Source organism: Sphingobacterium corticibacter (assembly GCF_003076635.1).
GTDB lineage: Bacteria > Bacteroidota > Bacteroidia > Sphingobacteriales > Sphingobacteriaceae > Sphingobacterium > Sphingobacterium corticibacter.
In genome coordinates this window covers 194,109-217,241 of the sequence record NZ_QDKG01000004.1, presented here as the reverse complement: position 1 = coordinate 217,241, position 23,133 = coordinate 194,109, and the positions used below count along the sequence as shown (strand labels likewise).

At 43.0% G+C, this 23,133-nt stretch carries 20 protein-coding genes and 1 tRNA gene; 6 read left to right on the top strand and 15 right to left on the bottom strand.

From position 1 onward, the window contains the following. Positions 1 to 34: 34 nt before the first annotated feature. From DC487_RS12220 to DC487_RS12175, 10 genes are all read right to left on the bottom strand, one after another. Positions 35 to 2,038 (bottom strand): thioredoxin domain-containing protein, encoded by a 2,004-nt coding sequence (locus DC487_RS12220; RefSeq protein ID WP_116776253.1) that lies wholly within the window; start codon positions 2,036 to 2,038, stop codon positions 35 to 37. Positions 2,039 to 2,059: 21 nt separating this feature from the next. Beyond that, positions 2,060 to 2,545, bottom strand: coding sequence for a SixA phosphatase family protein (locus DC487_RS12215; protein ID WP_116776252.1), 486 nt, complete (start codon positions 2,543 to 2,545; stop codon positions 2,060 to 2,062). A gap of 14 nt (positions 2,546 to 2,559) precedes the next feature. Beyond that, the gene (gene trpA, locus DC487_RS12210) at positions 2,560 to 3,333 is read right to left on the bottom strand and encodes a tryptophan synthase subunit alpha (protein ID WP_116776251.1); all 774 of its coding nucleotides are present in this window, start codon (positions 3,331 to 3,333) and stop codon (positions 2,560 to 2,562) included. A 6-nt stretch (positions 3,334 to 3,339) separates the two neighbouring features. Further along, a complete protein-coding gene (trpB, locus tag DC487_RS12205) occupies positions 3,340 to 4,524 on the bottom strand; it encodes a tryptophan synthase subunit beta (RefSeq protein WP_116776250.1) in 1,185 nt (394 codons plus the stop codon). Next, the gene (locus DC487_RS12200) at positions 4,502 to 5,146 is read right to left on the bottom strand and encodes a phosphoribosylanthranilate isomerase (protein ID WP_116776249.1); all 645 of its coding nucleotides are present in this window, start codon (positions 5,144 to 5,146) and stop codon (positions 4,502 to 4,504) included. The genes trpB and DC487_RS12200 overlap by 23 nt, the downstream gene beginning before the upstream one ends. Next, positions 5,139 to 6,128, bottom strand: a complete 990-nt coding sequence (gene trpD, locus DC487_RS12195; RefSeq protein ID WP_116776248.1) for an anthranilate phosphoribosyltransferase — start codon at positions 6,126 to 6,128, stop codon at positions 5,139 to 5,141. Before trpD ends, DC487_RS12200 begins: the two co-directional genes overlap by 8 nt. Before the next feature lie 261 nt (positions 6,129 to 6,389). Then, entirely contained in the window at positions 6,390 to 6,908 is a 519-nt protein-coding gene (locus tag DC487_RS12190; RefSeq protein ID WP_133228556.1) for a hypothetical protein, read from the bottom strand. A gap of 207 nt (positions 6,909 to 7,115) precedes the next feature. Further along, positions 7,116 to 7,337: a DUF2795 domain-containing protein gene (locus DC487_RS12185; protein ID WP_017258669.1), complete on the bottom strand. Its 222-nt coding sequence runs from the start codon at positions 7,335 to 7,337 to the stop codon at positions 7,116 to 7,118. Between the two features lie 105 nt (positions 7,338 to 7,442). Next, positions 7,443 to 8,192 carry a lysophospholipid acyltransferase family protein gene (locus DC487_RS12180; RefSeq protein WP_116776246.1) on the bottom strand — a complete coding sequence of 250 codons (750 nt, stop codon included), beginning with the start codon at positions 8,190 to 8,192 and terminating at the stop codon, positions 7,443 to 7,445. A gap of 91 nt (positions 8,193 to 8,283) precedes the next feature. Further along, a complete protein-coding gene (locus tag DC487_RS12175) occupies positions 8,284 to 9,654 on the bottom strand; it encodes a dipeptidase (RefSeq protein WP_116776372.1) in 1,371 nt (456 codons plus the stop codon). A 177-nt stretch (positions 9,655 to 9,831) separates the two neighbouring features. Here DC487_RS12175 and DC487_RS12170 point away from each other — a divergent pair, with 177 nt between their 5' ends. Together DC487_RS12170 and DC487_RS12165 are read left to right on the top strand one after the other, a co-directional pair. Beyond that, on the top strand, positions 9,832 to 12,609 hold the full coding sequence (locus DC487_RS12170; protein ID WP_116776245.1) for an outer membrane beta-barrel protein: 2,778 nt from the start codon (positions 9,832 to 9,834) through the stop codon (positions 12,607 to 12,609). A 34-nt stretch (positions 12,610 to 12,643) separates the two neighbouring features. Continuing rightward, complete coding sequence (locus tag DC487_RS12165; protein ID WP_165799083.1) at positions 12,644 to 13,432, top strand: GLPGLI family protein; 789 nt, start codon at positions 12,644 to 12,646, stop codon at positions 13,430 to 13,432. A 72-nt stretch (positions 13,433 to 13,504) separates the two neighbouring features. Here the strand turns inward: DC487_RS12165 and DC487_RS12160 are convergent, their stop codons facing one another. The 4 genes from DC487_RS12160 to recJ form a co-directional block, all read right to left on the bottom strand. Then, a complete protein-coding gene (locus DC487_RS12160; protein WP_116776243.1) occupies positions 13,505 to 14,563 on the bottom strand; it encodes a branched-chain amino acid aminotransferase in 1,059 nt (352 codons plus the stop codon). 276 nt (positions 14,564 to 14,839) lie between these two features. Then, the gene (locus DC487_RS12155) at positions 14,840 to 16,384 is read right to left on the bottom strand and encodes a GH3 auxin-responsive promoter family protein (RefSeq protein WP_116776242.1); all 1,545 of its coding nucleotides are present in this window, start codon (positions 16,382 to 16,384) and stop codon (positions 14,840 to 14,842) included. Between the two features lie 32 nt (positions 16,385 to 16,416). After that, positions 16,417 to 17,151, bottom strand: coding sequence for an LPS export ABC transporter ATP-binding protein (lptB, locus tag DC487_RS12150; RefSeq protein ID WP_116776241.1), 735 nt, complete (start codon positions 17,149 to 17,151; stop codon positions 16,417 to 16,419). Between the two features lie 32 nt (positions 17,152 to 17,183). Continuing rightward, the gene (gene recJ, locus DC487_RS12145) at positions 17,184 to 18,884 is read right to left on the bottom strand and encodes a single-stranded-DNA-specific exonuclease RecJ (RefSeq protein ID WP_116776371.1); all 1,701 of its coding nucleotides are present in this window, start codon (positions 18,882 to 18,884) and stop codon (positions 17,184 to 17,186) included. A gap of 114 nt (positions 18,885 to 18,998) precedes the next feature. On the opposite strand from recJ, the gene DC487_RS12140 reads away from it, so the two are divergent. Genes DC487_RS12140 through DC487_RS12130 form a run of 3 tightly spaced genes read left to right on the top strand, consistent with a single transcriptional unit; the run spans position 18,999 to position 21,581 of the window. Next, a complete protein-coding gene (locus tag DC487_RS12140) occupies positions 18,999 to 19,781 on the top strand; it encodes an MBL fold metallo-hydrolase (protein ID WP_116776240.1) in 783 nt (260 codons plus the stop codon). 43 nt (positions 19,782 to 19,824) lie between these two features. Beyond that, positions 19,825 to 20,307, top strand: coding sequence for a cation:proton antiporter regulatory subunit (locus tag DC487_RS12135; RefSeq protein WP_116776239.1), 483 nt, complete (start codon positions 19,825 to 19,827; stop codon positions 20,305 to 20,307). Positions 20,308 to 20,321: 14 nt separating this feature from the next. Continuing rightward, positions 20,322 to 21,581, top strand: coding sequence for a cation:proton antiporter (locus DC487_RS12130; RefSeq protein ID WP_116776238.1), 1,260 nt, complete (start codon positions 20,322 to 20,324; stop codon positions 21,579 to 21,581). A gap of 48 nt (positions 21,582 to 21,629) precedes the next feature. Here the strand turns inward: DC487_RS12130 and era are convergent, their stop codons facing one another. Next, entirely contained in the window at positions 21,630 to 22,508 is an 879-nt protein-coding gene (gene era, locus DC487_RS12125; RefSeq protein ID WP_116776237.1) for a GTPase Era, read from the bottom strand. A gap of 112 nt (positions 22,509 to 22,620) precedes the next feature. Between era and DC487_RS12120 the strand changes: the two genes are divergently transcribed. Then, positions 22,621 to 22,693: transfer RNA gene (locus DC487_RS12120), tRNA-Met, on the top strand. Positions 22,694 to 23,133 lie beyond the last annotated feature (440 nt).

Here is a 23,133-nt window from a genome sequence, read left to right as displayed (position 1 = left end):
TTTTTTGTTTTAGGAGGAGCTTAAATACTCCCCGTTACTGATTTATTAATTCTAGTATTGATTTCACGGAGTCTTGCGGAAGACTACATGTACTATGTCGACAAAGGTAGGCTTTTGATTCCAAACCCTGTCTATCAGACAACAACGGAAGTGTACTTTTTGTTCCCCCGAGTGTCAATTTGTTGGGAACATAGTGTCGATCAAGTTCCTTACGCCAGTCTGTAGCATCTTTTCCGGTAAGGGCAATTTCATTGATGCCGTACACCAACTCCGTGAGCTGAATGGCCCAATTGGAGTAAGCCGATCCATACCTTTTTATAGAAGGAAATACATTGGCAAATATTTGTTCGGCGATCTCCGTCCATTCTTGTTTGTCGTATAGCAGCCCCAGTTTAAAAAGCTGACGTACCATGGTAGAAGCTGAAGCAGGAATGACGTTATCCATGATTTCGCTCTTTCTTGCAATCAACTTTTCGCTGCTTGAGCTGGTGTAATAGAATGTCTGCGCGGCAGGATCGTAGAATAGCTGGATAGCCTGCTCACTGATCGTCTTAGCAAAATCTAACCATTGCTCATCGAAAGTCGCTTCGTACAAGCTCGTGAAACCTTCGATGGTAAAGGCATAATCATCTAGGAATCCACCTATTTCTCGGTTTTTATCTGCCGGTTGATGTAGTAATTGTCCGTCGGCTGTAAGGCCATGCTGGCGAATAAAATGGGCAATATCAATGGCTTGCTGTAGGTATTCTGGTTTGTCGAATACGCGAAAAGCATCTACAAAACCTTTCATCAGAAGTGCGTTCCAAGTGATAATCTGCTTATCATCGAGGGCAGGTCGCACACGGTTTTCCCGATAGGAATATAGCTTGTGTTTTATTTCTTGAAGATACTCATGCCATTCCTCGTCGGTAAATCCTGCTTCTTGAATCAGCGCTTTTTCACCGTGACTCACATACAGTACATTCGTGGCTTCCTCTTCCCAGTTTCCCTTCTGCGTCACGTGGTAATAGTGGCGGAAAAGATCCGCATCTTCACCGAGCAGATCAAACTCTTCGTGATTAAAGGTATAATATTTTCCTTCTACGCCTTCGCTATCGGCATCTAAGGCACTATAAAAACCGCCATTGGGTGCTTTCATCTCGCGAACCAACCAAGAAATGGTTTCTTCTACCGTTCTTTTATACAGTACAGAGGGATGCTGTTGGTAAGCTTCGCTATACAATCCGATGAGTTGAGCATTGTCATACAACATTTTTTCAAAATGCGGCACATGCCAACGGCCATCTACCGAATAGCGTGCAAATCCGCCACCTACATGATCGTAAATGCCGCCATTGGCCATCTGTTCTAACGAAAAATGTACATGATCCAAAAGATCCTGATCTTTGGATAGTGCGCCGAAGCGCAAAAAGAATAACCAGTTGTTGGGTAATGGGAATTTTGGAGCACGATCGTATCCGCCATCTTTATAATCAAAAGTGGCTTTCCACGGTCGTACGATATCTTGCAAATCGTCCAGCGTATACTTTTCTGGAATAGCACTGATCGGCAGTTGCTCTGCCTGATGTATTCCCGCTGTGAGTTTTTCCGCGTATTCGATCGCTATTTCTGGTGTTTCTTCCCACATTTTGGCAATCTGCAACAAGGTGTTTTGCCAATCTTGGGGTTTGAAATACGTGCCACCATAGATGGGCCGTCCATCCGGTAAGCAAACGGCGTGCAGCGGCCAGCCGCCCGCATTGGTCATCAACTGCACGGCAATCATGTAAATCTGATCGATATCAGGCCGCTCCTCGCGATCTACTTTGATCGGTACAAAGAATTTGTTCATCGTCTGGGCGATGGCTTCATTCTCAAAACTCTGCTTCTCCATCACATGACACCAATGGCAAGCCGAATAGCCAATACTCACGATCAAGAGCTTGTTTTCTGCTTTGGCTTTCTCCAATGCTTCGGCAGACCAAGGATGCCAGTCCACGGGATTATGTGCATGTTGACGAAGATAGGGTGAGCGTTCGTTTGCTAGTTTGTTGGCCATGATGGTGATGGATGAGTACGATTATTCAAAGACGTGCTTCAGCGTTGCGGTCTGTCCGGAAAGCTGTGCAAAAGTCATGTTATCTGGGAATTCTAGGTAAGCAGCGTTAGCCGTTTTCAGTTCTGCGTAATCGTCTGTCAAGTAACTTACTAGCGCAGAGAGCCCTGGGTTATGTCCGAACACGAGCAGTGTAGCCACATGATCAGGTACCTCATTAATAACTTTTAAGATATCCAGATGATGTGCTTCGTAAATCTCTACGGCCTGTTTGATCTGATCTGTAGGATAATTGAATGTCGGGCACATCAGTTCGGCCGTTTCAATAGCCCGATTTGCAGAGGAGGAAACTACCAAGGTATTATCATCAAAAGTGCTATTCTGCACGATATCATTCGCTATGCGCAAGGCATCTTGCTTCCCTCTTTCTACTAAATTACGGTCGAAATCGCGCTTCGAAAAATTGGGATCTTCAGCTTTTCCGTGACGAATGATGTACAATCTTTTCATGTGGACTTAGGTTTTTATTTAAACGAAGCAATGAATTCTGAAATATCAGTCGCCGCTACATTTTCTTTCCCTAATACCCTCACAAAAGCCGTTCCGACGATTGCGCCATTGGCATAATTTGTTGCTTTTTGATGCGTTTCTCGGTTAGAGATGCCAAATCCAATCACGATCGGGGAAGATAATCCCATGTTTTTGATACGGGCAAAATAGGCTTCCGAACGATCTTCAACCTGTAGTTGTTTACCTGTGGTCGCATTAGAGCTCAATAAATAGATGAAGCTCGTGCTTAGGGCATCGATCTTACGAATCCGTTCATCCGAAGTTTGCGGCGTGACCAAGAATACATTGCTGATACCGTATTTTTCAAAAATGGGCTGATACATCTCCTCGTATTCGTACAGAGGAAGATCTGGAATGATCGCCCCATCTACGCCGACCGCTTGACAATCCGCACAAAATTTTTCGACGCCGTACTGCAGTATCGTATTGAAATAGCCCATCAAGAAGACGGGAATTTGTACCTGTTCGCGTAATGGTTTCAGCTGTTCAAATAGCACTTTTAGTGACATGCCATTTTGCAAGGCTTTCTGTGAGCTTTCCTGAATCACGGGGCCATCGGCTACGGGATCCGAATAAGGAATGCCGATTTCCAAGAAATCCGCTCCGCTTTTTTCTAAAGTCGCGGCGATGTCTAAGGTGGATTCCAACGTGGGGTAGCCCGCCGTGTAATAAATGGATAACAGGCGTTCGCCTTGTAAGGTTTTTCGGGTATGATCTAGTGTACGCATGTGTTCTTAAAAGCCAAAGTATTTCATGTAATTATCCAAGTCCTTGTCGCCGCGGCCAGACAGACAAACTACCACGGTTTCGTCGCCTTTGAAGGTCATTTTCTCCAGATGTGCCAAAGCATGGGCACTTTCTATTGCGGGAATAATGCCTTCTAACTTCGTCAATAACAATCCTGCCTGCATGGCTTCGTCATCTGTGGCGCTCACAAACGTGCCGCGTCCGCTTTTGAACAACCATGCATGCTGCGGTCCGATTCCCGGATAATCCAATCCGGCTGAAATGGAGTAGGGCTCAATGACCTGGCCATCTTCGGTTTGCATTAAGATCGAGCGACTGCCGTGCAATACGCCTTCGCGTCCTAAAGCGGTCGTCGCTGCCGATTCTCCCGAATTGACGCCATGACCTGCCGCTTCTACGGCGATAAGATTCACCGCTTCATCATCCAAGAAATGATAAAACATGCCGGCCGCATTCGAGCCACCACCAACGCAGGCTATAACGTGATCAGCATGGCTGCTGCCTGTTTGCTCGACCAATTGTTTGCGCGTTTCTTCTGAAATGATGGATTGAAAACGCGCGACCATATCGGGATAAGGATGCGGTCCAACGACTGAGCCAATGATATAATGCGTATCTACCGGATTATTGATCCAATCGCGTAATGCTTCGTTTGTCGCATCTTTCAAAGTTTTGCTGCCCGACGTAGCGGGTACTACGGTGGCGCCCATCATTTTCATACGAGCAACGTTGGGCGCTTGGCGTTCAATATCGATCTCGCCCATATACACCACGCATTCCAAACCTTTCAGCGCACAAACAGTCGCTGTTGCCACACCATGTTGGCCAGCGCCCGTTTCGGCGATAATGCGTTTTTTGCCTAAGCGCTCAGCCAGCAAAATTTGGCCAATGGTATTGTTGATTTTATGCGCGCCCGTATGATTAAGATCTTCTCTTTTCAAAAAGATGCGTGCACCATATTTTTCAGATAAACGATTCGCCAAATACAAAGGCGAAGGCCGACCCACGTAATCTTTTAGCAATTTGATAAAATCCTCCCGAAAGCTGGGGTCTTGGATGATGTTTTGATATTCATTTTGTAGTTCCTCTACATTCGGGTAAAGCATTTCGGGTACGTACGCTCCGCCAAACGGACCATAATATCCCCGACTATCTACTTGATATTGGCTCATGATGAATTATTTTGAGTGCTTTTTGTACTAAATCTATGTCTTTGAGGCCGGGGGCAATTTCCAGTTTGGAGTTTAGATCCAGCCCGACCATTCTACTATCTTTTTGTTCTAACGCGGACGCCAAGTTATGTACGCCGATACCACCGCTCAGCAGATAAGGAGTTTTTCCACTGTATTGGTCTAACAAATCCCAGTCAAAAGTATTACCGCTACCGCCATGTGCCGGTGTTTTTGTGTCAAAGAGAAATAGATCTACCACATCGCTGTACGCATCCAGTATGCCGAAGTCGAATTCCGTATTTACGCCGAAAGCTTTCCAAACCGTCAAGCCTTTGTTTTTTAACGCTTGACAAAACGTTGGAGATTCCTGCCCGTGCAATTGTATCACATCCAGCTGAAATGCTTGCTGCTTTTCTAGTATTTCTTCCAGTGGCTGATCAACGAAAACGCCCGCTTTGCGTATGTTGTATTGATCGAAAATCTGCGGATCTAAATTTCCAACAAATCTTGGCGATTTTGCATAAAAGATCAGGCCGATAAAATCTACCGGCAATTGAAGTAAGGATGCGATATTACTCGCTTCCTTCATTCCACAGACCTTTACCACTAATTTCCTATCCATTGGTCAACTTCAATAAGCTATTAAGCGCTTTCTTTCCTAATAAGGATGATTCTGCCTCGTAAAAACAATCTCCGAAAGTTTTCTCTGGTTCTAATGTTTTGATGGCAAAGGCCGCGTTGGTCAAAACCACCTGATTTTGCGCATCAGTTCCTTCTCCGTCAATGATCTTGCGAAAAACAGCTGCGGATTCAGCTGGATTGCTGCCGCCGCCAATCTGTTCTGCCAAGACCGGATCGAAGCCAAGATCGGAAACTTGAAAGTAATGCTCGCCCGCATTGTCGATCACTTTAAAATCGCCTGTTAGGGAGATCTCATCGTAGCCATCCAGCGCATGCATAATGCTGTATTTCTTTTCGCCACCTTGATAAAGGTATGCATACAAGCGAGCCAATTCTAAACTGAACACGCCAACGGATTGAAATTCTGGATTTGCCGGATTGGTCAATGGCCCTAGCATATTGAAAAAGGTTTTGACACCCAATGCGCGACGAATCGGCGCTACGGTTTTCATCGCCGGGTGGAAGAGGGGAGCGTGTAAGAAGCAAATATTGGCTTCATCCAACTGCTTTTGTAAAGCATCGCGATCGCTGGTAAATGTGTAGCCCAATAATTCCATCACGTTAGAAGATCCGCACCCAGAAGATACGCCCACATTGCCATGTTTGGCGACGTGATAGCCTGCTCCTGCAACGACAAAGGACGCTAACGTCGAAATGTTAAAGGTGTCTTTTCCATCTCCGCCCGTACCGCACATGTCGATGAGTCGATAACCCGGGAACTCTACCTTAAGACATAGGTCGTACATCGCGTCGCGAAATCCCTGTAATTCTTCTACTCGGATGCTGCGCATGCCATAAGTAGTCATAAAAGCCGCAATCTGGTGACTATCATATTTGCCCGTGGCAATATTGGTCAATATATCATAAGCCTCCTTGCGGTCGAAGGATTTGTATTCGAATAGATGGGATAATATTTCTTTCATCTGTATTTGTTTCGCGTTTTATCACGCCGTTTGAAGTACGCTTGTTGATTCAGTTCTGTTTATCAAGCGCCTTCAGATCATAAAAAAAGGCTTGCCAAAAAGGCAAGCCCACTATTTCTATCAGTATAATTTTGAAGACATAGGATGTTGCCACAACGTTATCCGTTATGCCACCACCAAGCTTTAAATGTACTGTAATTTCTCATGTTTCTGTAAAACAAATATTGCGAATAGTTTTTGATAAAACAAATAATTTGACAATCAATACGTCACAAAATGTGCACGATTTCCTCCTTTAGATACTAGTGTGAAAGAGGCAATCTTATTATTTTGTGTTAATAAAGCAGTCATTTGGCGCTTACCAGAGTACAGAAAGACCATATCCGCAGTATTTTTTCCTTCGGTATCAATGTCCGCCACCTCCTTGCGTGGCATCTCCTGGTAGGTTACGTATCGAATATCTTCGATGCGCTTGCTCATCAGGTTCAGTCGTATTTCCGCCAAGCTGGCTAGTAAATAATCATACATTTCATCATCAGCATCTTGTACGAGAACGTGCTTACTTAGTACAATGTCCAAAGCGAGATCCGGATTGGCCAAATCTGCGATAAACTGTTGTGCGGTGCGTAAGCTATTGGATCGCGTTGTCGGTGCGGCGACTGTATCCGTATTGATTTGCATGGCTTTCGTTTGCGGCGTTTTGTCGCGATTAATGCGCATCTGCGCAAAAAGCGGTAAGCTGACAATCGATATTAGGAGCGCCAATAAAGTCTTTTTCATTCCGGTGTTTTTTGTTAGACAGGGATTTGGTGGAAAGGATTAAAGAAAGGAGTTGATAGACGGTTGATAAGGTTAATAACTTAAACTGCCACAGCCTCGTTACTAGGCTTCGCAACGACTTGTTCCCCCACGTCGTCTTCGCGCGGAGATACGACAACGCGATAAAACAAAAGCCGCTTGATTTCGTGTCAAGCGGCTTTTTAAGGTCTAGTATTCATCTTCGTTGAAGAAGAAATCATCCTTTGTCGGATAGTCTGGCCATATCTCTTCGATATTTTCGTATGGCTCACCATCGTCTTCCAGTGCCTGTAGATTTTCAATAACCTCTACCGGTGCTCCTGAACGAATTCCGTAGTCAATTAACTCGTCTTTCGTAGCAGGCCACGGCGCATCTTCCAAATGCGAAGCTAATTCAAGTGTCCAATACATAGTCTTCTCTATTTAAGCTTGTTACTTTTCGCAAAAGTAGCAAAATAGTTGTTTTATGCAAGTCTTATCACGGAATGCTGTCCTATTAAATAGTAACTATCTATTTTACAGGTAATTATTTTTTTCGTGACATAGGGTTTCTTGCATACGATTGTAGGTCAAATCTGCTATAGAGTCTAAATTTTCGGTCATTAGATGGTCTGCCGCGATAGGTTTTAGCACGGAGATATGAATAGTGCCAGGCCTCGACCCATATTTGCCGCCATCATCCCATAATAACTGCCAGGCATTGTGTATCACGATAGGCAATACCAGCACTTGATTGTCTTTTGCTAATCGAAAAGGTCCTGACTTGAATGGGTGTAAACGTGGCGGGTATTCATCATCGATTTTCCCTTCGGGGAAAACGACCAGCGAACGTTCTTTTTTGAGTATTTCACTTCCTCGCTGAAAAGCCCGAAAGGAGGACATTCTATTGCTTCGATCTACTGGAACATCAATACTGCGAAAAAAAATGGCAGTTACCGGATTGCGCAATAATTCTACTTTTCCCAAGAACGAAAACGGCTGTGGACACAAATGCGTCAACACCGATATATCCAGTATAGAGGTGTGATTGGGGCATAGCACATAAGGGCGAGACCAATCTATGGGCACTTCAAAATGAAATTGAAAACGAATTCCGGCTGCGGCCGCACTTATGACGCTAATCCATTTGCGAAAAAAAACCAGCTGATTGTAATACCGTTCAGGTTTGCGCGCCAATACCAAAAGAATTGGCAAGCAGAGTAAAAAGCATAAAAATACCATACTCAAATAGTATATGCGATGTGCCTTCCGAAAAAATAGCTTCATGTAGCGAGTGGCTCTGATTAGTGAGCCGTCCAAAAAAAATCTTAAATCAAGTGAAAGGGGTTCGTAAGCTGACTGCCCTGAACCCTCTTGATTATTTACTTAACTCTGTAAAGTATTTGTGAAACAATGGAATCGTCTCAATACCTTTCAGGTAATTGTCGATTCCATATTTCTCATTTGGAGAGTGCAGGTTGTCGCTATCCAAACCAAATCCTAAAAGAACAGTCTTGATGCCCAATTCTTTCTCAAATAAGGCGACGATCGGAATCGATCCACCACCACGAGTCGGAATAGGCATTTTGCCAAATGTCTCGTGCAGGGCTTTTTCTGCTGCTTTGTATGCGATGCTGTCCGTCGGTGTTACCACCGGTTCACCCCCGTGATGCGGTGTTACCTTTACCTTTACCGATTTTGGAGCAATACCTTCAAAATGTGATTGGAAAAGTTCGGTGATGCGCGCTGAGTTCTGATTAGGTACCAAACGCATAGAGATCTTAGCAAATGCTTTAGAAGGTAATACCGTTTTCGCACCTTCACCAATATATCCGCCCCAGATACCGTTCACTTCCAAGGTTGGTCTTGTACCAGCTCGCTCAATAGAAGAGTAGCCCGCTTCGCCCCAGATCTCATTTACTCCAAGATCAGCCTTATATTCTTCTACATCAAATGGTGCTTCATTGAGTGCTTTTCGTTCTGCGTCCGATAATTCTACCACATCATCGTAGAAGCCCGGAATGGCAATATGATTGTTTTCATCGTGCAATGAAGCAATCATTTTCGATAAGATGGTCGCTGGATTGGCTACAGCGCCACCATAAACACCGGAGTGCAAATCGCGATTTGGTCCAGTCACTTCAACTTCTACATAAGAAAGTCCACGCAGCCCAGTTTCGATAGATGGCTGCTCTAAGCTGATCATCGCCGTGTCAGAGATGACAATCACATCAGCACTAAGACGCTCTTTGTTTTCTTTGACGAATGTACCTAAGTTCGAAGAACCAACTTCTTCCTCGCCTTCGATCATGAATTTAATATTACAAGGTAGCTCTTGCTCGCGCATCATGTATTCGAATGCCTTTACGTGCATGTAAAACTGTCCTTTATCATCGGCCGCGCCACGCGCATAAATCTTACCGTCGCGTACCGTAGGCTCAAAAGGAGGTGTATCCCACAATTCTAATGGGTCCGCTGGTTGAACATCGTAGTGTCCGTATACCAATACGGTTGGCAAGTTCGGATCAATTAATTTCTCTCCATATACGATTGGGTAACCAGCCGTTTCACAAACTTCTACTTTGTCTGCGCCAGCTTCTTCTAATTTCTGTGCAACGAAAGCAGCCGTTTTTACGACATCTTCCTTGAATTTAGGATCAGCACTTACTGATGGGAAACGTAATAGCTCAAATAATTCAGCCAAGAAGCGATCGGTGTTCGCCGATACATAATCTTTAATTTTTTGCATGACTTGTTGTGTTTCCACAAAACTACTGAAATATTTTTTGTTAAAAATTGTAACATTATTCGCTTTCGCGCGACAAAGTTTAATAGAAGGGTTCATAGTCTACTGTGAAAGAAAAAATGTGCATGCTGTAAGAAGGATAATTCTGCACCCGACTGACTGATAAAACTAATTTAATACATGAAAAAATTTACTATTCCTTTAGTAATTGTGCTAACATTCTTGTGTGCCTTGGGAGGGTACGCGCAATCCAAAGTAGGCGGTAAAGTGGTAGACGATACCGATAAAACCGGTCTTCAAAACGCCACGGTTATGCTGTTGCAAGCGAAGGATTCTATTTTAGTAGACTTTACCCGAGTGGACGAAGCCGGCCGCTTTAGTTTGACAAAATCCGATTCGCAAGATTATCTTTTGATGATTAGTTACCCAAAATATGGTTCGTTCTCTCAGCTTTTGGAGAAAGGTGCTGGCAACGTCGATATTGGGGAAGTCGGACTTACTGGCGTAGCCAACTTAATTGAGGAAGTCATGATCACCGGTCGTATTCCTGTGGTTATTAAAGGTGATACGATTGAATATGATGCAGGTAGTTTTACCACCGAGAAAAATGCTAAAGTCGAAGATTTGTTAAAAGTACTTCCAGGTATTACCGTCGATGCGGCAGGTAAAATTACGGCTCAGGGAAAGACGGTAGAGAAAGTATTGCTAGATGGTGAAGAGTTTTTTGGAGATGATCCCACTCTAGTGACCCGCAATATTCGTTCGGATATGGTCGATAAGGTACAGGTATATGAAAAGAAATCTGATTTGGCAGAACGTACGGGTGTAGATGATGGCGAACGTATTCAGACCATCAATGTCACGCTAAAAGAAGATGCTAAAAACGGCATGTTTGGAAAAGTAGAAGGTGCGGTCGGTAATGATGACTTCTATATGGGTAAGGTCGCCGTCAATAAATTTAAGGGATCGCGTAAAATCGCTGCTTATGGTCTAACTTCTAATGACGGAACAGTGAGCCTCGGTTGGCAAGATGAAGAAAAGTTCGGACTGGAAAATGACCAAATGCAGATGTCGGATGATGGTTCTATGATGTTTTTTGGAAGCGGTGGCGATGAATTTAGTTACTGGAACGGTCGCGGTCGTCCTAAAGCTATTAACACGGGTGTCAGCTTTATGGATCGCTTAGGCAAAAGAAACAGTAAGCTCAACCTCAGCTACAAGTTCGGCCGCATTGAAAACAATGAAATTACGACGGGATTGAGTCAGCAAAATTTACCTAACGGCACATTTAATCAAAATACGTTAAGCGATAACTATGTCGAGAATCAACGTCATCGCTTCAATGGTAGATACGATTGGAATATCGATTCATTAACCACCTTGATCGTGAAGTTATCTGGTACACGCGGACAACGCCAATCCAATGATTATAGCGAAGCGTTTAGTGTCAACGAAGCAAACGTGCGTATTAATGATAATACAACTCGATTAGTCACCGATGCAAAGACCTCTAATATCACTTACGACGGTTTGCTCACGCGCAAATTTAACAAAGTTGGTCGCTCGTTATCATTACGCGTAGCGGGAAACGTCGCAGATGATACCGGTGATTCATTTCTAGATGCTACCACAAATCAATTTAATGCAGATGGGACATTGGTAAATACCAATATTACGGATCAGTACAAAGACATAGCGCGGAACTCCAATAACTTGCAAACATCTGCTACGTACACGGAGCCTATTACCGACAAATGGAGGACATCGATCGGGTATACATTTAATAATTCTAAGACCCATTCCATTAACAATTCATTCAATGCAGATGCTAATGGCGATTACACGGTGTTTGATGAAGAATTTAGTAATGACTTTAACTTCAATACTGTTCGTAATGCCGGTGATCTTTCCGTCGGTTACAAATCGGATAAGATCGAATTTAACTTTAATAATAATCTGCGTAATGATGATTTATTCCAGCGCAATAATCATCAGAATATGGAGCTGGATCGTGGTTTTCTTACCTATAATCCCTCTGCGCGCATTCGTTATAACATAACGAAAGCGAAGATGATTAGTCTCAATTTCAACCGAAATAATATCCTGCCATCATTAACGCAGATTCAGCCTCTGCGCCAGAATAATGATCCATTGAATATTGTACAAGGTAATGCTGATTTGACTCCGGCTCAGAGCAATAGCTATAATTTGTCTTACAACTCTTGGGATCTATTGAAAAACACGTGGGTTTTTGCTTCGGTTGGATTTTCTCAGCAGTATAATGCAATTCAGCAGAACGTAAACATCAGTGAGTCGGGTGTGCGAACCATCATCTTTGATAATATGCGCGAACGGGTAAACAACAATGCCAATATCTGGACCGGCATGGGTAGAACCTTGATCAAAAAATACAAAATTGATGCGCGCTATGGTGTGAATGGTAATATTAATGACAACTACAATTTCTTGAATGGTGACCTGAATAGAAACCAGAATTACAACTATGGTTTTGATTTGAACATTGAAAGAAATACCACGAAATCCATTGACTTCCGTGTTGGGGTGAATCCAGGATGGAGACGCTTAGCTTCGTCTCTACAGCCACAATTCAATAGCTCTGGTTTTACCTTGGGCTCCAATATTTGGTTTAAAGCTTATTTGCCATGGAAAATACAGCTATACGGGACAGGAAACTATACGTACGAAGCACCTACTGAAGTATTCGATCAGAGCTTCAAACGGTTTATCTTTACTCCAGGTGTTTCAAAACGCTTCCTGAAGAATGAAACGTTGACGGCGGAAGTATACGTAAACGATGTGTTTAATCAAAATATTGGTTTCAGCCGTTTTCAGCAAGCAGGTATGATTTCTCAGCAGAATTACAATACGATCTCCCGTTTCTTTATGGTAAAAGTATCTTGGGACTTCAGTATGATGGGAGGCATGTCTGCCGATTAATTAGTAGAATTTAATGACGATGAAAAATCAAACAATGAAAAAGATATTACAGCTATTGGTGCTTGTCGCGTTGTTGCCCATGTATTCGGCTACAGCACAGTACGCCTACTTTCCGCAAGAAGGAGTGATTACCTTTGATAAGACGGTGCACATTAAAAACTTACTCAAACGCCACGTTAATTCCTTGAAAGATGGCGACTTTCAAAAGCGCTTTATCGAAGAACTGATCCCTAAGGTGAGCGAAACCATTGTGTTGAAGAAAAAGTTGTCCTTTAGTGGCCAAGAAACCAACTGGGAACCCATCAAGGAAACGATGAATCCAATCGTCACTAACCTACTTAATATGGGCTTGGTGGATTACCAAAATACCGCCTATCAGAATATTAAGACAGATGAGGCACAATCCTCTTTCGACTTGGCTGGCTCCAATATTTATGTCAAAGATTCACTGTTGAATGTGAAATGGAAAATTACGGATGAATACCGTGAAATCGCTGGTTATTCGTGTCGTCGTGCCAATGGTGTCGTCTTAGATTCGGTTTATGTGGTTGCGTTTTACACGGATCAAATTCCTTTGTCTGCCGGGCCCAATGTAATGCACGGTCTGCCGGGAATGATTTTGGGGTTGGTCGTTCCAGAGCAACATTTTAACATGTACGCCACCAAAGTAGATTTCTCTTCTCCAGTAATTAAAACCAACATCGGTGGCAAGCGCGCTACTGCGATGACGCGACGTGAGATGGAAGCGAAAATGCGCGAGACCATGGGCAATTGGCTGTCGGAAAAACAGCTGAATTTGCTCTTAGCAGCTATGCAACTTTAATATCCTAATACCCATACATGAAAAACGCTCCTCTTTCTAAAAGAGGAGCGTTCTTTTTTGCTATAAAATCATTTAGACGATGAAGTTCCATCCAAATGGATCTTCAATCTTGCCATAGCGAAGATCATTCAAGTATTGAAATACCTTATTCGAAAATTCTCGCGTCTCTACCGGTGGCAATTCGTAATCCTTACCATCGTACCCAATTTTAGAGATATGCGTAATAGTTGCCGCAGTACCGGCAGCAAAAGCTTCTGTGACCGCACCAGATTCAATACCTTCGATTAGTTCAGCTACAGACACCTTGCGTTGTTCTGTTTTCAATCCCCATTTGTCCGCTAGCTCAATGATGGTACGACGCGTAACACCATGCAAAATGGTGTCGCCATGTGGTGTGATAATCGTATCGCCGATACGGAAAAGTAAATTTGCCGTTCCAGCTTCCTCTATGTACTTATGGTCGCGGGCATCAGTCCACATCACCTGATCGTAACCTTCCTTGTGCGCCAACTCTGTTGGGTACAAGGCTAATGCATAGTTTCCAGCATTTTTGGAAAAGCCAACCCCGCCATCTGCTGCGCGTGTATAGTGCGTTTCAACTTTTAAACTAATTGGCTTGCTGTAGTACGCACCAACTGGCCCTGTAATAATGATAAACTTATATGAATCCGATGGATGTACGCCCAGCGCCGCTTCCGTAGCAAACATAAATGGGCGAATGTATAATGAAGCACCATCTTTGCTAGGAACCCAGTTTTGATCTAATTCCAGCAATTGCTTCAAGCCATCTAAAAAGATTTCTTTCGGCACCTCTGGCATCTGCAATCTTGCCGCAGATTTGTTAAAACGTTCCCAGTTTTGATCTGGTCTGAAGATACTCACCCTGCCGTCGTTGAGTTTATATGCCTTAACGCCTTCAAAGATGGATTGACCGTAATGCAATGCGGACATAGACGGGCTGATCGAAATATTCCCATAAGGTACGATGCTCACTTCATTCCAATTGCCATTGCTGTATTCAGCAACAAGCATGTGGTCAGATAAAATCTTGCCGAAAACCAAATTGTCAAAATCAACGGCGGGTAGCCTAGACTGTTGTGTTTGCTCTATACGAATATTAGTATTGCTCATTGCTAAATTATTTGTGCTGAATGCCTGCAATTTAGGGAAAAAAATAGAATTGAGACGATTTCTTTTTCGCTGAGCGCAACGTCGTTAAAATAAATTTATTGTATTTGGGATAAAATTAACATACCTTTGTAGCAGATTCAAGCGGTTCGCGTTTAATAGAAGAGAATCAACAATAATAATTAAGATGAATACTACGCAGATGCTTCAAAACGAGGGTGTTAAACAAAATAAGAAGGTGAATATGATTCAGTTTATTGCTGGATATTTTGTCTACCTCTACAAAGTTGCGGTTCGACCCAACTGATCATTCATGCGTATTTCCACTAAAATAGGGTCTATATAAGTGCGATCATTCGCTAGGCGAGGAACTTTATTTTGTCCGCCTAACTTTCCCCTAGATTTCATCCATTGATAGAAAGTATTGACAGGTGCATTATGTACAATGGGAAAAGTCAATGCCATATCTTTATGACGCTTAGCATCATAGTCCGAATTTATCTCTCGTAATTTAGCGTCTAATACTTCGCAAAATTCCCTGAAGGAGCTAGGCTGCTGCACAAATTCAATAACCCATTCGTGTGCGCCAGCTTTACCGCTATCAAAATAGACCGGCCCAGCTGTATAATCCTTTACCGTCGCTCCCGTAGCCACACTTGCGGCTTGAATAGCCTGATCCGCATTATCCACGATTAATTCTTCTCCAAACGTATTAATATAAGCAGTCGTACGCCCGGATATTTGAAATCTATAGGGCGATAAAGACGTGAATTTGATCGTGTCACCAATCATGTAGCGCCACAATCCCGCATTCGTAGATATGATTAAAGCATAATTTTTACCCAATTCTACTTCACCTAAACTGTAGGTTTTGGGTTCAGCATCGCCGATGTTTTCCATGGGAAGAAATTCATAATAAATTCCGTAATCCAACATCAATAACAAGTCTTCAGAATCGGATTGATCCTGAATACCGAAATATCCTTCTGATGCATTGTAATTCTCGAGGTAATACATGTCAGCCGAAGGAATCAATCGTTTGAATTCTTCGCGGTACGGTTTAAAACTTACGCCGCCATGGCCGTAGAATTCTAAGTTGGGCCACACCTCTAGTAAGTTGCTTTTACCTGTAATTTCTAAAATACGCTGCGCCATCACGATATTCCAGGTAGGTACGCCAGCCAAACTGGTGACATCTTCTTCGATAGTGATGCGCGCAATCTGATCGATCTTGTCTTCGAAGTTCGGGTTTAGCGTTACTTCCAATGTTGGAGTTCGCTTGAATTCTGCCCAGAATGGCAGATTACGAATCAAGATCGAGGATAAATCGCCGGAATAAGAATCACTGCTAAAATTGTTGAATTGCGAAGATCCACCAATCACCACCGATTTGCCGGTAAATACTTTATTTTCTGGTCTATTATGGCAATAGATTGAAAGCATATCCTTGCCACCTTGATAATGGCATTCATCCAAGGCTTCTCGACTAACGGGGATAAACTTGCTGCGATCGGCGGTAGTTCCCGAAGATTTTGCGAACCACTTGATATCCGAAGGCCATAGGATATTTTGCTCTCCCTTGATCATCCGGTCTACATGTCCTTTGATTGAGTCGTACGTTTGTATCGGTACGCGGTTCTTAAAGTCTTCGACCGAAAAAATGCTCTTATAATCGTGTTGTTTGCCCCATTCCGTTGCTTCCGCAGTAGATATCAAGCTCTGAAACCATTCCTCTTGCACATCATGCGGATATTTCATAAAAAGCTCAATCTGATGAATGCGCTTTTTCATAAACCATGTGAATAATGAATTTAGAATGGCCATATAGGTTTAGTGTAATGTCGGTTGCTACTAATTTAGAGTTTTTTTCTTCTCAACTCAAAATGTCGACCGAGATAAAACTTACGCGCCAATTCGTTGTCCGCGATTTCCTCGGGCGTACCTGTTAGCATGATCTTACCTTCGGTCAATAAATAGGCACGATCCGTGATCGAAAGCGTTTCCTGCACATTGTGGTCGGTGATCAAAATTCCAATGTTCTTGGTTTTCAGTTTGGCTACGATCGTCTGAATTTCTTCCACGGCAATCGGGTCTACACCGGCAAAAGGCTCATCTAGTAAAATAAAGCTGGGATTAGCCGCTAATGCGCGCGCAATTTCTGTACGTCTGCGTTCCCCACCGGAAAGTAAGTCGCCTCGGTTTTTGCGGACACGGTGCAGGCTAAACTCGGTCAATAATTCCTCAAGTTTTTCTTTGCGTTCCTGTTTGTTGGGGTAGTGTATCTCTAATACAGCCAGAATGTTATTTTCCACCGTAATTTTGCGGAAGACAGATGCTTCCTGCGCCAAATATCCGATTCCGCGCTGCGCGCGTTGATACATGGCATCTTGAGTGATATCTACATCGTCTAGGTAAACGTGCCCGTCGTTAGGTTTAATTAAGCCCACGATCATGTAAAATGAAGTCGTTTTTCCGGCACCGTTTGGTCCTAAAAGACCAACGATTTCGCCTTGCTCCACTTGAAATGAGACATCATTTACAACCGTACGTTGCCGATATTTTTTAACTAGGTGTTCCGCTTTTAGTATCATGTATCCAACTTCTTCACCTACAAATATATCGGTTAATATCGAATTGCCTTAATGTTCAACTGTAAATTCTTCCGAGTTTTCCAGGTGTTTTCTTCAATGGTATAGCAAATATCAAACCGCTTACCCGCATTGATATGCGCAATATGTTCTGATAAGCCGAAGGCGATGCAAGAAAATGGCGCGCTATCTTCTTGTATAACAGTCATCTTGATATGGTTTGCGCCCACAATATGAGCCTGCCCTTGTACCGTGACGCCTTTAGAGATAAAGGTCGGCTGTTCATTTTGTGGCCCGTAAGGCTCAAATTGTTTTAGTAAACGAAAGAGTTTCGCATCGATCTCCTTCAAATGTATCGCCAGGTCAATGGAAATTTCCTGCGTAAGCATCTCCGGTGTGATGCTTTGTGTGACCACCTCTTCAAAGCGCTGTTGAAACAAAGCGACATTTTCTACCGGCATAGTCATGCCAGCAGCATACTTATGTCCGCCGAATTGCTCCAACAAATCACTGCAGGATTCGAGCGCTTGATACAGGTCAAATCCCAACACCGAACGTGCAGAACCGGCTACATGCCCATTGGTTTGTGTCAAGATGATGGTCGGTCGGTAATATTTCTCCGTAAGTCTTGATGCCACAATACCGATCACGCCCTTATGCCAATCTGCTTTGTAGAGTACGGTCGAATTACGCTTTTGCAGCGACTCGTCGTCTGCAATGAGTGCCATGGCCTCTTCGGTAATTCGAAGATCTACATCTTTACGCTCATTATTTTGCAAGTTCACCTTTTCGGAGAATACCAGCGCATCTGCCACAGATTTAGAAGTCAGCAGTTTTACGGCGTCTTTCGCATGTTCAATGCGGCCAGCGGCATTGATGCGTGGGCCTATTTGAAATACAATATCATTGACCGTAAAAAAATCTTTTCGATTGTTGGATAATTCGATCAAGGCACGGATGCCGAAAGAAGGATTGCTATTCAGCTTTTGCAAGCCGAAATGGCACAGCAAGCGATTTTCTCCGGTGATCGGTACGATGTCTGAGGCAATGCTCACCGCCACTAAATCCAAATATTGGTAAGCCATTTCCATATCCATATCATTCGACTGGATGAAGGCTTGTATGATTTTGAAGCCAATGCCGCAACCCGACAGTTCTTTGTACGGATAGTCGCAATCTACGCGTTTTGGATCGAGCACAGCTAATGCATCAGGAATCGTGTCGCCCGGCAAGTGATGATCTCCGATGATAAAATCAATGCCTTTTTCTTTTGCGTAAGCTACTTTTTCGATTTCTTTGATGCCACAATCCAAAGCGATGATCAAGGTGTAACCGTGCTCCTGCGCGTAATCAATACCTTGGTACGAAATGCCATAACCTTCCGCATAGCGGTCAGGAATGTAATAGGCTAATTTGGTGTGGAATTGATGAAAAAAGGTGTACACGATCGATACAGCCGTAGTGCCATCTACGTCATAATCGCCGTACACCAAGATCTTTTCCTTATTCGTGATAGCTTGTGTAATTCGGGCGATCGCTACGTCCATATCTTTCATCAGGAATGGATCGTGCAAATATGACAAGGAAGGTCTGAAAAATTCCCGTGCGCCTTCGTAGGTTTCGATTTTCCGATAAGCTAAAAGGTTGGCAACTACGTCACTTACTCCGAGTTCATCGCGTAAATGTCGGGTCGCTTCCGCATTATTTTTGGGTTTCAGTAACCACCTTTTTTGCATACCTTTGCTTTGTGAAATCACGGTAAATGTACGGTTTTAAACACGTAAAAGCCTAATTTCTACGTCCTATACCTTTACGCTACGTTGTAAAGCACATAGTAACAACTATATAGAATGATACAAGCACATTCCCTATACGAAGGATCTTTTTCGGTCGATGCCAGTAAAGTTTTTGTTCCCTTCGATCCAGAAAAAGATGATCCCAAAGACAGACCAGCTTCTTTATTTGTTCACGTAAGACCTTTTTTAGTAGAAACGAGCCATGGTTTGGTCGTTATCGATGCCGGTTTGGGCGAGCGTACGGCAGATGATCAATTATTGATCCATCATAATATTGAAAAATTAGGCTTTGATCCTGCGGATGTCAAATACGTCCTGATGTCGCACTTACATAAAGATCATATGGGCGGCGTGGTCGATGTTCAAGACGGGTCTACGCGCATCACATTTCCCAATGCGGAATATATCGTGCAAGAGAAGGAGTGGGAAGCTGCTTATAGTAGCGAATCCGCTTCGTATAGAAAAGACCTATTTCGCGCTTTGCAGCGCAGTGGCAACCTGGTGTTAGTTGACGGAGATGGTGAGCTGAATGACGAGATCTCATACGTGCTGACGGGCGGGCATTCGGAGTTTCATCAGGTGTTTCACATCAGAACGGGTGGTGAACACTATTTCTTTGGAGGCGATGTGCTATCGGAACCGGGTGAAATATTTCGCAACTTTGTGGCGAAGTATGATTTTGATGGAAAGAAATCACGCGATTTGCGCACTGCTTTTTGGGAAAAGGGAGCGCCAGAAGGATGGTTGTTTTTATTCTACCATTCCAAAACGATACAAATCGGTCGTCCAGAAGAGAAGGAAGATGGTACCTTCAAATTGATCGAAGTTGCAGAATAAGTACATTTGTGAAAAATATTATATCATTAAAAGGAAGTAAATCATGTCGATAGTTAGAGAAAGCGATCTGATAGGAATCGGGAAGAAGTACGAAATTGATACAGATGCCGGTGACCAGATGGTAGTGGTTATTCACGACGATGGTCGTAGAGAACTGTACCGCCACGAACGTTCGGACCATGAAACACATTGTGTCATGACGCTTTCCGACGAGGAATCGCGTCACGTAGCAGGTATTTTGGGCGGACTTTCTTATAAGCCCAAAGCTTTAGAGACCATTGAAGTAGCATTGGACGACTTGCGTATCGAATGGTACAAAGTAGGCGAGTCTAATAACGGCGTTGATAACAAAAGCATTGGAGAGTTGGGCGTCCGCCAAAAAACGGGAGCTTCGATCATTGCGGCGATCAAAGACGATGATACCATCATCAATCCGGGTCCAGATTATGTGATCACCTCTGGTACCACCTTAGTGATTGCAGGAAAAAGAAATAATATCAAATTGCTAAAAGAAATTTTGCTATAACCTAACTTGTATTCATGCTAAGTCATACCTTAATATTAGAAATCGGAATTGCTGTTTTATTAGTGGCGCTAGTTGGCTTGTTGGCCAATAAGTTGCGTTTTTCTGTTATTCCATTTTTTATATTGATCGGTATGGTGTTGGGTCAGCATGCGCCTACTTTCGGAGCGGTAGATCTTACTTTCACCGAAAGTAAGCCTTTTATCGATTTCATGGGGCGATTGGGCGTACTGTTTCTGTTGTTTTATCTCGGTCTGGAGTTTTCCGTCGGCCGACTCGTGAAGTCCGGTAAATCTATCGTATCAGGTGGATTATTCTACGTGTTGCTCAACTTTTTCTCCGGTTTGTTTATCGGTTGGATGATGGAGCTGCCCTTTAAAGAGATGATGGTGCTATGTGGACTTATGACCAGCTCTTCTACTGCGATCGTTGCCAAGGTATTGACAGATCTAAAGCGCACCGCTAATCCAGAGACGGAGGTGATCATGGGCATGATCATGTTTGATGATTTGTTCATCGCCATGCATATTTCATTTTTGTCGGGATTGATCCTCACTGGATCAACGTCGATCTTGGCGGTCGCCGGAACATCGGCTTTGGCCCTGACATTTATTCTGACATTCTTGGTATTAGGGCGTAAGTTAGTACCAGCGATCGACAAGGTTTTACAGGATAAAACTTCGGAACTTTTTGTCCTGATCATATTCAGCTTATTGTTTGTCATTGCGGGTTTCTCCGAAACGATTCACGTGGCCGAAGCGATCGGCGCACTGATGGCTGGTTTGGTGTTGGCCGATTCGAAATACATCAAAAAGATTGAGGGCATGGTATTGCCTTATAAAGATTTTTTCGGTGCAATGTTCTTTTTTAGCTTTGGATTGTCTATCGATATGTACTCCTTAGGAGGTGCGGTAGGTTGGGGTGCATTAGCAGCCTTAATTACCGTAATGGTCAATGTGGCATCTGGTTACTTTGCGACTAAATTCTCCGGTCTTAAGCCAAGAAATGCCGTAGATATTGGCTTTACTTTGTCTGCTCGTGGCGAGTTTTCAATCATTATGGCCAACATCGGTAAGGCCGGTGGTTTGTTGCCGGTTGTACAGTCCTTCGTAGTCGTTTATGTGCTATTGTTGTCGATCATTTCTCCATTACTTACAAAAGAGTCTAAGAACATCTGGAATGCTTTGAGTGGCACGTCGAAAGAGGTGAAACCTGTTCGTAAAAAATTGAGTGACCTCGAAGCACTTTCCGAGTTGAATAAAAACGCGCAATCATAGCCCATTATTAACCGCTATTATTGCGCGTAGATATATTCGATAAGTTAATTAATCCTCGTAACCGAATCGTTTGAGGTAATTCTTCTTACTTCTCCAATCGGGCAATACTTTTACGAATAATTCCAAGAATACTTTGCCATCGATGAATTCTTCAATGTCTTGGCGAGCATAGGTGCCCACTTTTTTGATCATAGCACCTGCTGTTCCGATGATAATGTTTTTCTGAGAATCTCTTTCTACAATAATCTCTGCAGCGATCTTGGTAATCCGTCCTTCTTCTTTGTAGGAAGTTACGACCACCTCCGTACTGTATGGGATTTCTTTATCGTACAATTTGAAAATCTTTTCCCGGATCATCTCTGATACGAAGAAACGAACTGATTTATCGGTGAGCTCGTCTTTCTCGTAATAGGGTGGGTGCACAGGCATTTTCTCCTTGATGTAAGCCATGACACCGTCCACATTGTATTTGTGCAATGCAGATAGGGCAAAAACCACATCAGGGTTTATCTTTTCTTTCCAGTACGCTGCTTTCTCTTTAACCTCCTCTTCAGAAGATTTATCTACTTTGTTAATCAATACGGCGACCGGAGATTTTGTGTTGCGCAATTTCTCTAGGACATCCTCTTCGTCATAGCGCTCATGAATATCGGTTACGAAAAGAATGACATCGGCGTCGATAATCGATCCTTGTACAAAACTCATCATCGATTCCTGCAAGGAATAGTTGGGTTTGATGATTCCCGGAGTATCCGAAAAGACAATTTGGTAGTCCTCCTCATTCACAATACCAATAATTCTATGCCTAGTAGTTTGTGCTTTAGGAGTGATGATTGACATCTTTTCCCCCACTAATGCATTCATTAACGTTGATTTCCCCGCGTTCGGCTTACCTATTATACTTACGAATCCAGCTTTATGAGACATTTTTCATTTTTTATTTGCTTTTCAAAAGTACAAGTTATATCTTTGTGAAACAATTCAGGAAAGCAATATCTGCGAATAACACCAAATAAACGCAGAATTTATAAAAATATATTGCGGGGTGGAGCAGTTGGTAGCTCGTCGGGCTCATAACCCGAAGGTCGCACGTTCGAGTCGTGTCCCCGCTACTAAAAGCCGTTCATCTTTGAGCGGCTTTATTTTTTGCTTCTGTAATCTTCTCGTATCATTCAGCAACTTTTTATCTTCTAAATATCAAAAAATCTTTAGAAGATGTGTTCGATGGGAGATTTATCTAAATACCTCTATAATAAGTACTGAATTATGTGGTGACTCTGATCTCTTGGACAGGCAGAGTTTTATTGACTGTAATGAGTTCCCATCTTGCTTGCGTCGCAAAAATCCTACTCTTGATATAAAGTGGTGAAGTTTTTTAATTTAAATCCTAAATCCTTTATAATAAATGATGTTATAAATTTCTTTTGAAGAAAAAAAACAAAACAATTTTAGAGGTGTGTTGTTGAAAACATACTTAAGCTATAGAGAAAGTTTTTCTTTGGTAAATTTTTTTACTATTTGGATTAATCTTGTGAAGTTTCAAGCTATTTGC

Coding starts and splice junctions, on each gene's coding strand:
- DC487_RS12220 (WP_116776253.1), bottom strand. CDS start 2,038: ATGGCCAACAAACTAGCAAACGAACGCTCACCCTATCTTCGTCAACAT.
- DC487_RS12215 (WP_116776252.1), bottom strand. CDS start 2,545: ATGAAAAGATTGTACATCATTCGTCACGGAAAAGCTGAAGATCCCAAT.
- trpA (WP_116776251.1), bottom strand. CDS start 3,333: ATGCGTACACTAGATCATACCCGAAAAACCTTACAAGGCGAACGCCTG.
- trpB (WP_116776250.1), bottom strand. CDS start 4,524: ATGAGCCAATATCAAGTAGATAGTCGGGGATATTATGGTCCGTTTGGC.
- DC487_RS12200 (WP_116776249.1), bottom strand. CDS start 5,146: ATGGATAGGAAATTAGTGGTAAAGGTCTGTGGAATGAAGGAAGCGAGT.
- trpD (WP_116776248.1), bottom strand. CDS start 6,128: ATGAAAGAAATATTATCCCATCTATTCGAATACAAATCCTTCGACCGC.
- DC487_RS12190 (WP_133228556.1), bottom strand. CDS start 6,908: ATGAAAAAGACTTTATTGGCGCTCCTAATATCGATTGTCAGCTTACCG.
- DC487_RS12185 (WP_017258669.1), bottom strand. CDS start 7,337: ATGTATTGGACACTTGAATTAGCTTCGCATTTGGAAGATGCGCCGTGG.
- DC487_RS12180 (WP_116776246.1), bottom strand. CDS start 8,192: ATGAAGCTATTTTTTCGGAAGGCACATCGCATATACTATTTGAGTATG.
- DC487_RS12175 (WP_116776372.1), bottom strand. CDS start 9,654: ATGCAAAAAATTAAAGATTATGTATCGGCGAACACCGATCGCTTCTTG.
- DC487_RS12170 (WP_116776245.1), top strand. CDS start 9,832: ATGAAAAAATTTACTATTCCTTTAGTAATTGTGCTAACATTCTTGTGT.
- DC487_RS12165 (WP_165799083.1), top strand. CDS start 12,644: ATGAAAAAGATATTACAGCTATTGGTGCTTGTCGCGTTGTTGCCCATG.
- DC487_RS12160 (WP_116776243.1), bottom strand. CDS start 14,563: ATGAGCAATACTAATATTCGTATAGAGCAAACACAACAGTCTAGGCTA.
- DC487_RS12155 (WP_116776242.1), bottom strand. CDS start 16,384: ATGGCCATTCTAAATTCATTATTCACATGGTTTATGAAAAAGCGCATT.
- lptB (WP_116776241.1), bottom strand. CDS start 17,151: ATGATACTAAAAGCGGAACACCTAGTTAAAAAATATCGGCAACGTACG.
- recJ (WP_116776371.1), bottom strand. CDS start 18,884: ATGCAAAAAAGGTGGTTACTGAAACCCAAAAATAATGCGGAAGCGACC.
- DC487_RS12140 (WP_116776240.1), top strand. CDS start 18,999: ATGATACAAGCACATTCCCTATACGAAGGATCTTTTTCGGTCGATGCC.
- DC487_RS12135 (WP_116776239.1), top strand. CDS start 19,825: ATGTCGATAGTTAGAGAAAGCGATCTGATAGGAATCGGGAAGAAGTAC.
- DC487_RS12130 (WP_116776238.1), top strand. CDS start 20,322: ATGCTAAGTCATACCTTAATATTAGAAATCGGAATTGCTGTTTTATTA.
- era (WP_116776237.1), bottom strand. CDS start 22,508: ATGTCTCATAAAGCTGGATTCGTAAGTATAATAGGTAAGCCGAACGCG.